Here is a 13,591-nt window from a genome sequence, read left to right as displayed (position 1 = left end):
GCTGTTAGCTCAGTCGGTAGAGCAGTTGGCTTTTAACCAATTGGTCGAAGGTTCGAATCCTTCACAGCCCACCACTTCTTGCTCATCCTCAGTTTTACTTTCTCAAACAAATCAAGAAATTGGCTAGCTAATCAAAATTAGTGACTAAACTCAGTCGCGTTTGTTATAGATCATACCGTTGGCTTTACTCTTAACTATCACATTGGTCGAAGGTTCGAATCCTTCACAGCCCACCACTTCTTGCTCATCCTTAGTTTTACTTTCTCAAACAAATCAAGAAATTGGCTAGCTAATCAAAATTAGTGACTAAACTCAGTCGCGTTTGTTATAGAACATGCAGTTGGCTTTACTCTTAACTACCACATTGGTCGAAGGTTCGAATCCTTCACAGCCCACCACTTATCAAATATCCTCGATATACTTTCCCTATTCAGTCAGAAATATCACTAGCAAGTACACCGTCTATTCGTTTTATGTAACTATACCTATACCTATACCTATACCTATAGATTATGCGTTGATAGCTTAGTCGAATGCATAATTGATCCTGCTAATTATTGATCATACAGTTAGCTTTACTCTCTGTTTAATTAGTTCAATTGCTCGAAAGTTCGAATCCTTCACAACTAACGACTTGTTAGTTTTATCTCCAATACTCTTCTCTGTATGATTTTAAAGTCGCAGTCAGCCTTTAATATTTCATTATCACATTGCTGTTTATTATTGAACATGGGGTTGGATTTACCCTTTACCGAATTGACCGAATTGGTCGAAGCTTCTAATTGAAAAGCTGCAATGTTCATTACCCCATACAATTTAGGATTAGTTTGAGTTAACTATTGTCGAGATTAATGAGGAGACACCAGCCTAGCATGCAACCAAATAAATTCTGGAGAGTGTTTGCGCACTTATAAAAGTTTGGAACTGTCGCTTTAATTACGCTGGAATGGAATTAAAGTAGATAGTTTTGTTTGAGAGAAGCAAGGTTACTAGAGCTCTGTATTGTTAAGCTCCGCTATTTTTTTATAATAGTCTTAAAGATATTTTCAAGCGTTACACTAAAATTTCAAATTTGTGTCAAAAGAAGATGTGAAATACACTTTACTCGCTAAGCGTTTGAATTTGAAGGCTATTGAAGGGGGCTTGATAAGCTTCGGAGTTTTACTTCCAAGCTGATAACTGTAATGTCTTTATTGTCACCTGCAGTATAGTGGATCAATTTCTTATCTAGAATTAACACTTTGTATAATTCTTTACTAATATTTTAATCGTTAAATGCGAATATGGTTAATTAGCAATGAGTGTTCTACCTTGGTCTGATAGACCTATTGCTAATGTTGTCTAGTTGTTAACTCGGTCATATTTTGTATGGATAATAAAAATATCAGGGAGAAAGGGAATGAAACAAGCAAAATTAACGCTTATTGGTGCGGCAACTATTGCAGCAATGAGCTTCGGTGTCCAAGCTGATACTGAGTTTAAATTTGGTGGTTATGTCAAAGCAGATGTAATGTTTAGTGATTACAGCAATGGTGCGCCAGGTTCAGGTAGTTTATCTCGTCAATTTTATGTGCCAGGTACTATTTATGGCGATCCAAGTAATGGTAAGCAAGTCGTCGATTTCCAAGCACGAGAATCACGGTTTAATTTTAAAACATCTACAGATCTTGATGGCCATAAGTTATCAGGCTTTATTGAACTCGACTTTATGACCACGGATAATGGTAATGAGCGCGTGTCCAATAGCTATTCGCCACGTATTCGCCAAGCATTTGTGAGTTTTGATAATTGGGCCGCTGGACAGATGTGGACCACTTTCCAAAATCCGGGAGCACTACCTGAAAATCTCGATTTTATTGGCGCGGCAGATGGTACGCCCTTTGTTCGTCAAAGTCAGGTTAGATACACTAATGGTGGTTTTCAGTTCTCGGCAGAAAACCCTGAGACAACGGTTAATAGTTACCGCAATGCAACAGGTGGTAGCAGTCGAATAACCAGTGGTAGTGGGATGGTTCCTGATTTTGTCGCTCGCTATAACATGAAAACTGAAAGTGGTATGGCATTTACTTTTGCAGGCCTTGCTCGTCAGTTAAATGTCGAAATGGATAAAAATACAGCTAATCCTATAGATTCGTCAGAATTCGGTTATGGTTTGAGTTTCACTGGTGTTATCCCTGTAGGTCAAGATGATATCAAGATGTCTGCTACCTATGGTGAAGGATTAGGGCGTTATATGGCGCTAAACTATGCCAACGCTGGCGTACTTGATGCTAAAGGTAATATTCAGACCATTGAGTCATATGGTGGTTTTATTTCTTATCGTCACTGGTGGAATGATAAATGGAGAACCAGTATCACAGGTTCGGGTTTTAAAGCGGATAATAAGGTTGCTCTTACGGGGGGGACTGTAAATAAGGACTCTTATTCAGGCTATATCAACTTACTTTATTCGCCAGTTAAACCATTAACTGTGGGTGTTGAGTATATGTATGCGAAAAACACCAAAGAAAATGGTGTAGACGGTGAACTGAATCGCGTCATTTTCTCGATGAAATATGTACTCTAGTTGAGCAGAAAGACTTATTAAGTGTGACTGAGTACAATAAAAAAGGAGGCGATAGCCTCCTTTTTTATTGTACTTAACTTTATGCAGCTGGCATTAAGTTGTTATCTCTTACATATTGTTCGAACTCAGTACAGCCACCAACATGAACTTGGTCAACAAAGATCTGTGGGACGGTTTCGACCGGCTTACCAACTGTCTTTTCTAAGTCCGCTTTGCTGATCCCTTCAGCGTGGATATCAACATACTTGAATTTAAAATCTTCACGTTTTTCTGTAAGTTGCTCAGCAACTTGGACTGCACGAACACAATATGGGCAACCTGGACGACCAAAAATAACAACGAACATAATAGCTTCCTCAAAAATAGCTTGAGCACTTTATATCATAGCTATTGCAATTGTTCTAATCGATATTAGAGGTCATGTTAATCGTATTGCTGATTTTTATTCAAATTGTGACTTATCAGTTTGATAACGACCTTTGTAATCAAAAATAGTCTCCATCAGTTCCCAGCCTTTTTTACCTTTTTTCAGTAATAACAGGTCTGGTTTTCTGAACAGGTTTGAATCATCACTGACTTCTTGTACTGATTTGTACTTCTTATGCTTGATGCCTGGTGTTCGACTATGAGGGAAGATAAATAGGGCAAACATAGCACGAATTTGTGCAGGAGTTTGCATCTTGAAGTAGCGGCAAAAGTCATTGCCATCAAGATCAATATATCGAACAACTAAACGTTCAGCTTGTGGTTCGAGAAGCATACTTTGACATTTAAAAAGGTGGTGATGCTTCTGCTGTAGGACTTCTTTTAATCGTTTATCAGGGTCGACTAAAATGGCCTGACAGTGCTGACACACTTTTGCAGCAATATCGTTTTCTTCACCACAATTAGGGCAAGCTTTAGAGCGAAATCGAAAATCGCATTGCTCTTTACGTCCATCCCTCTCTACTAGAGCCTGACAGCGGCGGCCAAAGTGCTCGATAATGTCACCATCATTATCGGTTAAGCCCCAAAATATATTAGCAAAGTCGCACACTGGGCAGTGTACCTGCACTGGCTTACACTTACTGTTGGGCTTGGGTTGACCCACTTCTGGGTAGAACAGGTCATAGCCGTTGGCTGCATAATCAATAACAAGGCACTCAGTCTTATTTTTATCAACTCTTAAACCGCGGCCAACCATTTGCTGAAAAAGGCTTACAGAAGCGGTAGGGCGCAGTATTGCAATAAGATCGACATGAGGAGCGTCAAAGCCTGTAGTTAACACTGCAACATTGACGAGATACTTAATTTGTTTTGCTTTAAACGCTTGAATTAAGGTATCTCGATCATCACGAGAGGTTTTAGCTGTGATCAGTGCCACTTGTTCACCTTGGAGCTTGCTGACAACCTCTTCAGCATGCTTAACCGTGGCGGCAAAAATAATGATCCCTTGGCGATGTTGTCCAAATGCGATTAATTGCTTAACGATGGCGGTGGTTGCACGGCCGCAATGGTTAAGGATGGAGTTAACTTCTTTTTCATTGTATTCACCCGTTGGCGAGGCCGTTAGCTCACTAAAGTCATATTGAGCACTGAGTCCATCAAACATCTTAGGTTGGCTTAAAAATCCCTGTTTAATCAGTGGGCGCATTGGGAGTTCAAATATACACTTTTCAAATACAGGCTTTTCGGTGTTGCCAACCTTGTCGTGGTAATGATGGCGATATATCCAGCCTAAATCGAGTCGGTAGGGCGTTGCGGTTAGCCCCAGTAATCTAATATGACTATTTTTAGACTTTAAGTGAGTGAGTAGCTGCTGATATTGACTATCTTTATCAGGGCTAACTCGATGACATTCATCAATAATCACTAAGCTGTATGGCTCATCAAATTGAGCGGGTTGCTTTACCGCTGATTGAATACTGGCAACAACGGTTTTACCGTCGGTGGACTTTTGGTTGAGTCCCGCCGAGTAGATTTTAGCTTCGGTGGTTAATAGCCCCACTTTTTCTGCATTTTGAGCAACTAATTCCTTAACGTGCGTAAGGATTAACACTCGGCCTTTAGCTATTCTGGCGAGTTCAGCGATGACGATACTTTTACCTGCGCCAGTCGGTAAAACCAAAACTGCGGAGTCATAACTTGATTTGAAATGTTGAATCGCTGCGTCAACAGATTGCTGCTGATAATCTCTCAGTTGCACGAAAAGAACCTAATTAAATACGACTTTATAAAGGAAATGATCCCACATTTGGCTCAATGCGATAAGCAAAATTTTGAGGATTGTTTTATGACGACTTTCCAGCCTCAAGATGAGGCATAAAAAAAAGCCCCTCTGAGAGGGGCTAGGGAGGTCAAACAATAGAATTGTTTATCTTGGCTTTATTGCTAAGATATATTTGCTAAGGCTTACTCGCTGCGATTAAGTCGGCTTTCAATCAATGTATCTATTACCGCAGGGTCGGCGAGTGTAGACGAGTCACCTAAGTTAGTAACTTCATTTGCAGCAATCTTACGTAAGAAGCGACGCATGATTTTACCTGAACGCGTCTTAGGTAAACCGCCAGCCCATTGAATCAGATCGGGTGTGGCAAGGGCGCCAATCTCTTTTCTTACCCATTGGCGAAGTTCCTGACGTAGCTCTTCTGTCTCTACAGAGCCCTTGGTCAAAGTGACATAGGCGTAAATCCCTTGTCCTTTGATGTCATGTGGATAACCGACAACAGCGGCCTCAGCGACTAGCTCATGAGCGACTAGCGCACTTTCAACCTCAGCAGTACCTAAGCGGTGACCTGACACATTAATCACATCATCAACACGGCCTGTGATCCAGTAATAGCCGTCTTCATCGCGCTTAGCACCATCACCAGTAAAGTACATGCCTCTAAAGGTTTTGAAGTATGTCAGTACAAACCTGTCATGGTCACCAAATACTGTTCGCATCTGCCCAGGCCAAGAATCTAAGATAACTAAGTTACCTTCGTTGGCACCATCAACAATATTACCCATATTATCGACAAGTGCAGGCTGCACACCAAAGAATGGACGGGTTGCAGAGCCCGGTTTAGTATCTGTTGCACCAGGGAGCGGGCTAATCAAAATACCGCCAGTTTCCGTTTGCCACCAAGTATCTACAATTGGGCACTTTTCATGGCCAATCACATCGTTGTACCAGCGCCAAGCTTCAGGGTTAATCGGTTCACCTACCGAGCCCATTATACGCAAAGAGCTACCATCAAACCCTGCAAACTGCTCTTTACCTTCCGCCATCAGCGCGCGGATAAGGGTTGGTGCCGTATAAAGAATATTTACCTTGTGGCGGTCAATCATTTCACCTAGACGTGCAGGACTTGGGTAGTTTGGTACGCCCTCATGAATAAGCACTGTTGCGCCATTGGCTAGCGGGCCGTAAACCATATAAGAATGGCCGGTGATCCAGCCTACATCAGCAGTACACCAATAGACTTCACCGTCTTTATAGTCGAAGACATATTCGTGGGTCATGGCTGCGTAAACCATATAACCACCCGTAGTGTGTAGCACACCTTTAGGGTTACCGGTTGAACCTGATGTATATAGTAGGAACAGTGGATCCTCTGCGCCCATTTCTTCTGCAATACAATGCTCTGATGCCGTCTCCATTAAAGACTCCCACCAGATGTCACGACCCTCAACCCAGTTGATGTCGCCGCCAGTACGCTTCATCACGATGACTTTTTCGATGCAATCCACATCAGGGTGAGAAAGTGCATCATCGATATTGGCTTTCAGTGGAATGATCCGGCCTGCACGAATGCCTTCATCGGCGGTAATTATTACTTTTGAATTACCGTCAATGACACGTGAGGCAATCGAGTCTGGTGAGAACCCACCAAAGACAACAGAGTGAATGGCACCTATTCTGGCACATGCAAGCATAGCAATAGCCGCTTCAGGCACCATAGGCATGTAAATAGTGACTACATCGCCACGGCGTACGCCCTGGCTTCGAAGTGCATTAGCGAATTTACACACTTGCGCATGTAGCTCGCCGTAGGTAAGGGTGCGCTGATCTTTTGCGTCATCGCCTTCCCAAATAATCGCCAGCTTATCGGCATTGTGTTCTAAGTGTCTGTCTAAACAGTTTGCGGATGCGTTGAGCGTGCCGTCATAGAACCACTTAATAAACAAGTTGTGGTCATCGAAAGAGGTTTTCTTTACCTTAGTAAAAGGTTTGATCCAGTCGATACGGTTGCCGTGTTCTCTCCAGAAACCTTCAGGATTCACAATCGACTCTTGATACATTTTTTTATATTGTTCATCGTTTACAAGTGCGTTTGCAGCGATTTCACTTGGTACTTTATAGAGAGACTGCGTGCTCATTGGGCTTCCCTTATCTAATAATGCGTAAGCTGAGTATGGATTGAGAGAGAGGGATTTCTCTATTAGACCTTGGTCTAGTAAAATATTTTCCTTATTTTTTAGTTGCTTGTAATTTTATTTCGGCTGGATTTCATTCGTTTTTTACCGCAAAATAGTTTAAAAAAAGAGAATCCTATGAATTTGACTGTTTTGGTTGGCAGCATTGCCCTCATTTATGTGTTGCTACTGTTTCTGCTTGCTTGGGGCGCGGAGCGTTGGTTCAGTGGGATCACTAAACGGATCCAGACTTGGATTTACGGTTTAAGCCTGGCGGTGTATTGCTCCTCGTGGAGTTTTCTCGGTACCGTTGGTCAATCAGCTCAAGATCTGTGGTCTTTCTTGCCCATTTTTATCGGCCCTATTCTTATTTTTGTTTTTGGTTTCAGCTTACTGCGCAAAATGGTCATTGTCTCTAAAGCGCAAAATATTACCTCTGTTGCTGACTTTATTGCCGCGCGATATGGCAAATCTCAGTTACTTGCCGCCATTGTTACCCTCATCGCCCTCTTTGGGATCATGCCCTATATTGCACTACAGCTAAAAGCGATGGTGTTCAGCCTCAACCTTTTTCAGCCCGATGGTTCATTGTTTAATGGCAGTAAAGTCTCATTGATTATCACTGCAATTTTGGCGATTTTTGCCATTTTATTTGGAACACGAAAACTCGATGCAACTGAACATAATCCGGGAATGATGTTAGCCATCGCTTTCGAATCGTTAGTTAAATTAGGGGCTTTTTTACTGGTAGGTATTGTTATTAGCTTCGGTGTCTTTGATGGCTTTGGTGATATCTGGCAACAAGCTAGCGAGCGTGACTTAATTAACAAGCCTAATCTCCGCCTTGAGTCTTTAATGCCGGAGCTGCTAGTTGGTATGGCCGCGTTTTTATGTATGCCACGGCAATTCCATGTGATGATGGTGGAGTGTGAAAATGAGCGCACCATCTTAAAAGCGCGTTGGTTATTCCCTCTCTACTTATTGCTATTTGGGCTGTTTGTTGCCCCTCTTGCACTTGCGGGTAAGTTATTACTGGGTGATGCGGTTGCAGCTGACACCTATGTGATTAATCTTCCATTGGCGTTGAATCAGCCTTGGCTAGCGGTTGTTGCCCTATTAGGTACACTTTCTGCTGCTACAGGCATGGTGATTGTTGCTGTAGTGACCATTAGTGTCATGGTGAGTAATGAGTGGTTAGTGCCATTAATGCTCCGCACTGGCCAGATTAAAGCACGAAATTTCAGTCAGTTTTCACAGCTATTATTAAATGCACGGCGCTTAGCAATCATTCTGATTTTAGGACTAGGTTATTTTAGTTACTTGTCGTTCATGGACAATGACTCGCTATCATCGTTAGGTATGCTGTCATTTGGTGCTTTTGCGCAACTAGCTCCGGCACTGATAGGGGGGATGTACTGGAAGCATGGTAACCGTAGTGGTGTGTTCTTAGGGCTTGCGGTTGGCTTTAGTTGTTGGTGTTACATATTGCTGCAAGGTGCGGTGAATTCTCCGGCTATTATGACGACTGATTTTGCGCTGCTCGAATCTATCACGCCCAATGTGCGCGATATTCTGATTGCCTTATTGGCAAACTGTGCCTGTTATATGCTGGGTTCAGTCTGGTTTAGAGCGGGTGTTGCCGAGCGAATGCAAGCAAGTGCTTTTGTGACACCTGGTCAGCTTAAAAAAGACAATAATCGTAAGAGTGTCGCGGTTTCACAGCAAGACTTACTTATTCTTGCCAGCCGCTTTGTCAGTCCAACCCGTGCTTATGAGAGCTTTTCTGCATTTTCAGAAGAGGCGGTAAAAAGTGATAGCTGGCATAAAATGGCGCCACCAGAGCTTATCGCTCACACAGAGCATATGTTAGCAGGGGTGTTAGGGGCCTCAAGTGCATCACTGGTACTGGATTCGGTTTTGCAAGGCCGCGATTTAGCATTAGATGAAGTGTTTAGTTTAGTTGATGAAGCGTCATCTAAAATAATCTTAAGCCAAGACATGCTGCGTGGAGCGATTGAACACGCTTATGAAGGCATGAGTGTGGTCGATAAAGACCTAAATTTGGTTGCCTGGAATTACAAATACGCTGAGCTATATGATTATCCAGATAACTTTTTGCACTCAGGTATGCCGATTAGTGATGTCGTACGCTTCAATGCTGAGCGAGGATATTGCGGTGAAGGGGATATAGCAGCACATGTAGAAAAACGGGTGCAACATATGCGCAATGGCACGCCCCATGTGTCAGAGCGGCAACGCAAAGACGGTAAAGTGATTAAGATCCAGGGGAATCCAATGCCTGGCGGCGGTTTTGTTATGAACTTTACCGACATTACTCAGTATCGCCAGCAAGCTGAAGCACTGCAAGAGGCCAATGAAACATTAGAGGCTAGAGTTAAAGAACGTACTTATGAGTTAGCCTTGCTTAATAGCAAGTTACTCGAGGCTAAGGCGCAAGAGGAGATGGCCAATGCATCTAAAAGTCGATTCCTTGCCGCTGTAGGCCATGACTTGATGCAACCATTAAATGCCGCAAGATTATTTACCGCTTCTTTGTCGCAATATCCGAATCTTGACCTAGAGGGGAAAACGACTCTTAATCATGTGAATAGTTCGCTTAAAATTGCCGGTGAGCTACTCACCGATCTGCTTGATATCTCTAAGCTTGATTCTGGAATGGTGGAGGTAAATAGACGTGACTTTTCTATAGCAGATTTGCTGGACGGTTTAGCCGTTGAGTTTGATGCTATGTCTAAGGATTGCTTGATTAAGTTCAGTTTTGTCGCTAGCTCGGTAACGATAAACTCAGATCAAAGCTTATTACGCCGTGTGCTGCAGAATTTCCTGACTAACGCCTATCGATATGCCAAGGGGAATAGAGTGCTACTAGGTTGTCGTCATCGAGGTGCCGAGCTTGAGATCCAAGTTATTGATACTGGTTGCGGTATCGACGCAAGCGAAACGACAGAGATCTTCAAAGAGTTTAAACGTCTTGATAATCCACAGAGTAAAAGTGTCAGTGGCTTAGGTCTTGGATTGGCGATAGCAGATAGAATTAGTCGAGTACTCTCCCATGATATTAATGTGAGTTCTGAACTTGGAAAAGGCTCGGTGTTCTCCATTCGAGTGCCACTAGGTGAGAAGAACACAGCTCCTAAGCCAAAGAAAGTACCGTCACTACTGCAACCACTCGCGGGTGTGAAAGTGCTGTGCATTGATAATGAAGAAGCCATTTTAGCGGGACTGGAGAGTTTATTAAGTCGTTGGCAATGTGAAGTGATATGTGCCAAAGATTTAGCCGATGCTCGGATCAAACTTGGCCTTAAAGGAGTGGCTCCTGACATTGTACTTGCCGATTATCATTTGGATGATGGTCAAAATGGCGTTGATGCAATGGACGGAATTCGAAGTTTATATGGCGAGCATCTGCCGGGCATACTTATCACTGCTAATACTCGTAAAGATCTGATTGATGATATGCATAGGCGGGGTTATCACTATATGGCGAAAATGGTTAAACCTGCTGCGTTAAGAGCGCTTATTTCTAGCTTAGTCAAAAAGAGTTAGTGACGATTGGCTGTAAATAAAGCAAATATAAAGACAAGATAATTTAAGTAAAACAAAGTGTAAGTATAAAGAGTGTAAGCATAAAAAAGGTATGCAATTGCGTACCTTTTTTATGCTTAGTTTTTCACTCTCAGCTTTTAACTAGGAGGCTCAGGCTGGATGCATAGCCATTAAGATGAGCGTAGCGAAAATGTTGAGGCTTATTTAAGCACTCGTTAGGAGACTGTAAGTGGATTTTATTCTACTTTTACAGGCGTTAGCCCTTGCTCTCGTGATTCAAGTGCAGTTTCAAGATCAAAGCCGCTGGTTTTCCAGCTTTTAGCTTCTTCAGGCGTAAAGGATTGATCTTTCCAGCTTTGTGCATCTTCTAAGTTAAATCCATCCTTGCTCCAGGCTGCTGATTGCTCAGCGTTGAAGCCCGCACGATTCCAATTTTGAGCTTGCTCTGCATTAAAGCCAATTTCCTTCCATGCTGCAATATCTCCTTCAGACATACCTTTCCATGTTGCAGGCGAAGAGGCACAGGCGCTAAGCGCTAAAATAATCATGACTAGACCGAGCTTTTTCATATCAATTTCCTTGGTTAGTTATAGTCAGTTCTGCTTATCTCACCCTAGGTATGTTCCGGGTACAGCTTTCGACAATACATTATTGGCTTATGTGTAAGTTTGACATTCACTATTGAAGATAGTCGCTCAAATATATCTCGACAAGTTATTGCTTACAGTGAAGTAAACAGATTTAACCAGCAAGGCTGTACTACTATCACTTTGCGGGAAATATGAATTTTTTAATTTAGAGAGTTGCCGATTTTCTGTTCTTGACCTAACTGGTTAGATGGATATACTGAACAAAATCTAGATTTTGTAAAAAATATAAAACAAGAAGTAACTGATTACTCAAAGGGAATCGATATGTCCGAGCCACGCTGCAACTCTTATTATAACGCTACCATTAATAACGAAACCGATTACCCTGAATTGGAAGGGGAGATCCGTGTTGATGTGGTCATTGTTGGGGGAGGTTTTACCGGAGTTGCCACCGCGATAGAGCTATCAGAAAAAGGATTCAAAGTTGCAATCTTAGAAGCGAATAAAATTGCATGGGGGGCAACCGGACGCAATGGTGGTCAAGTGACAGGGAGTCTGTCGGGTGATCAAGCCATGACCAAGCAGCTGGTAAATTGTATCGGCACAGAGGCGGAAGAGTATGTGTGGAATATGCGCTGGCGTGGACATGACATTATTAAAGAACGTGTTAAAAAGTATAATATTGAGTGCGATTTAAAATTTGGGCATATCCATACCGCTTATAAAGCTAGTCACTTAAAAGAGCTTGAGAAAACCTATAACGAAGGTTGCTTGCGAGGCATGGACAGTGAACTGGCCATGTTGGATAAAATGGAATTGGCGCAATATGTTAATACTCCTCTCTATCATGGCGGCTTGCTAAATAAACGCAATATGCACTTGCATTCAGTTAATTTGTGTATTGGTGAAGCGAAAGCCGCAGAAGGTCTTGGCGCACAAATTTTTGAGCACTCAGCGGTGATTGATATTGATGATGGAGCGCTCGTTACCGTAACAACAGCTAAGGGTAGAGTGGTTGCCAATAGCGCAGTGCTAGCGGGTAACGCTTATCATAAATTGGCCCGTAAACAATTACGCGGAATGCTATTTCCTGCCTCATTGGGTAACTGCGCAACGGCTCAATTATCACCAGAAATGGCCAGGAGTTTAATTCCCCAAGATGTGGCAGTTTACGATACGCGCTTTGTGCTCGACTATTACCGTTTAACCGCAGATAACCGATTAATGTTCGGCGGCGGGACCAATTACTCTGGCCGAGACTCTAAACATGTCGCTGCAGAGTTGAGACCTGCAATCGAGCGAACCTTTCCACAACTTAAAGATGTTGATATTGAATTTGAATGGACCGGGTTGGCTGGAATTGTACTTAATCGGATCCCACAATTGGGCAAAGTGTCACCTAATGTCTATTACTGCCAGGGCTATTCAGGCCATGGTGTGGCGACATCTCATATTATGGGTGAGATCATGGCAAGTGCTATTATTGGCGAACAACAAGAGTTTGATCTGTTTGCGCAAATGTCCCACTACCGTATTCCGCTTAATGAATGGTTTGGCAACCAGGCATTAGCGCTAGGAATGATGTATTACAAGGTGATGGAGAACTTTCGTTAAACGGATCAATAAAAAAACGCTTCGAGTACTCGAAGCGTTTTAGTTTATAGGTAGGTTGGCTACAACACTTTGCTTATGGACTAGATATCGACCTTATCCATCTCAAGTTGCTGTAGCGCAATCACAGCTTGAGTGCGGTTTCTTACGCCAAGCTTTCTAAATATCGCCGTAGCATGGGCTTTAATCGTGGCTTCTGACACACCAAGATCATAGGCAATTTGCTTATTGAGTAAACCTTCAGCAAACATTTGCAGTACCTTATATTGCTGGGGTGTTAAATCGGCAAGTTTACTCGCCATTTGGTTGGTGTCATCTTCGTTAATTTCTTGAAGTTCAACACCTTGGGGTAACCAAATATCACCAAATAATACCGCTTCTAATGCTTGTGCTAAGGTTTCCATAGAAGAAGACTTAGGGATAAATCCAGAGCTACCATAATGAATCGCGCGGCTAATCGTGAGGTTATCTTCATGAGCTGATATCACTACAACAGGTAGCTCTTGAAAGTGGGTTCTGAGGTGGATCAGGGTTGAATACCCATGAGAACCGGGCATTTGAAGATCTAATAACACTGCATCGTATTCAATGTCATTATTCTCGAGTAGGGCCTGTAGCGCATCAGCGCTATCTGCTTCATACCATTGAGTATTAATGAATTCAGACGATAGTGCTTGTCTAAGTGCGTTGCGAAATAACGGATGGTCATCGGCTATTATTATATTTAAATTTTCAGGCTTCATGGCTTTATAGGGTTGTTTTGGTTGCACGTGAAGGTAGTTCAATGTAACAGATAAATGACAAGGGGTTCTATGGCTTTTTACTGGAAAAGTTACTATTTGTTAAAATAATTGTCGAAGTTAGACTTTGGTCTAAA

The 13,591-nt window shown here is 42.5% G+C and carries 8 protein-coding genes; 3 read left to right on the top strand and 5 right to left on the bottom strand.

The window, feature by feature from the left end; all coding sequences use genetic code 11:
- Positions 1-1,399 precede the first annotated feature (1,399 nt).
- Complete coding sequence (locus ACVBIO_RS11935; protein ID WP_447160011.1) at positions 1,400-2,566, top strand: DcaP family trimeric outer membrane transporter; 1,167 nt, start codon at positions 1,400-1,402, stop codon at positions 2,564-2,566.
- A 79-nt stretch (positions 2,567-2,645) separates the two neighbouring features.
- Here ACVBIO_RS11935 and ACVBIO_RS11930 read toward each other — a convergent pair whose 3' ends face one another.
- From ACVBIO_RS11930 to acs, 3 genes are all read right to left on the bottom strand, one after another.
- On the bottom strand, positions 2,646-2,912 hold the full coding sequence (locus ACVBIO_RS11930) for a GrxA family glutaredoxin (RefSeq protein ID WP_442529464.1): 267 nt from the start codon (positions 2,910-2,912) through the stop codon (positions 2,646-2,648).
- Between the two features lie 96 nt (positions 2,913-3,008).
- Positions 3,009-4,751, bottom strand: coding sequence for a DEAD/DEAH box helicase (locus ACVBIO_RS11925; protein WP_447172696.1), 1,743 nt, complete (start codon positions 4,749-4,751; stop codon positions 3,009-3,011).
- Positions 4,752-4,957: 206 nt separating this feature from the next.
- Positions 4,958-6,910 carry an acetate--CoA ligase gene (gene acs / locus ACVBIO_RS11920; protein WP_447172695.1) on the bottom strand — a complete coding sequence of 651 codons (1,953 nt, stop codon included), beginning with the start codon at positions 6,908-6,910 and terminating at the stop codon, positions 4,958-4,960.
- Positions 6,911-7,084: 174 nt separating this feature from the next.
- Here acs and ACVBIO_RS11915 point away from each other — a divergent pair, with 174 nt between their 5' ends.
- The gene (locus ACVBIO_RS11915; protein WP_447172694.1) at positions 7,085-10,513 is read left to right on the top strand and encodes a PAS domain-containing hybrid sensor histidine kinase/response regulator; all 3,429 of its coding nucleotides are present in this window, start codon (positions 7,085-7,087) and stop codon (positions 10,511-10,513) included.
- A 236-nt stretch (positions 10,514-10,749) separates the two neighbouring features.
- Here ACVBIO_RS11915 and ACVBIO_RS11910 read toward each other — a convergent pair whose 3' ends face one another.
- The gene (locus ACVBIO_RS11910) at positions 10,750-11,082 is read right to left on the bottom strand and encodes a hypothetical protein (protein WP_447160007.1); all 333 of its coding nucleotides are present in this window, start codon (positions 11,080-11,082) and stop codon (positions 10,750-10,752) included.
- A gap of 345 nt (positions 11,083-11,427) precedes the next feature.
- On the opposite strand from ACVBIO_RS11910, the gene ACVBIO_RS11905 reads away from it, so the two are divergent.
- Positions 11,428-12,717 (top strand): NAD(P)/FAD-dependent oxidoreductase, encoded by a 1,290-nt coding sequence (locus ACVBIO_RS11905; protein WP_447172693.1) that lies wholly within the window; start codon positions 11,428-11,430, stop codon positions 12,715-12,717.
- A gap of 80 nt (positions 12,718-12,797) precedes the next feature.
- On the opposite strand, the gene ACVBIO_RS11900 is transcribed toward ACVBIO_RS11905, so the two are convergent.
- Complete coding sequence (locus tag ACVBIO_RS11900; protein WP_447169553.1) at positions 12,798-13,457, bottom strand: response regulator transcription factor; 660 nt, start codon at positions 13,455-13,457, stop codon at positions 12,798-12,800.
- Positions 13,458-13,591: the final 134 nt, after the last annotated feature.

It is taken from the genome of Shewanella sp. 0m-8 (assembly GCF_052977265.1).
The sequence above is the reverse complement of the archived record's forward strand: the minus strand, read 5'-3'. Positions and strand labels throughout refer to the sequence as shown.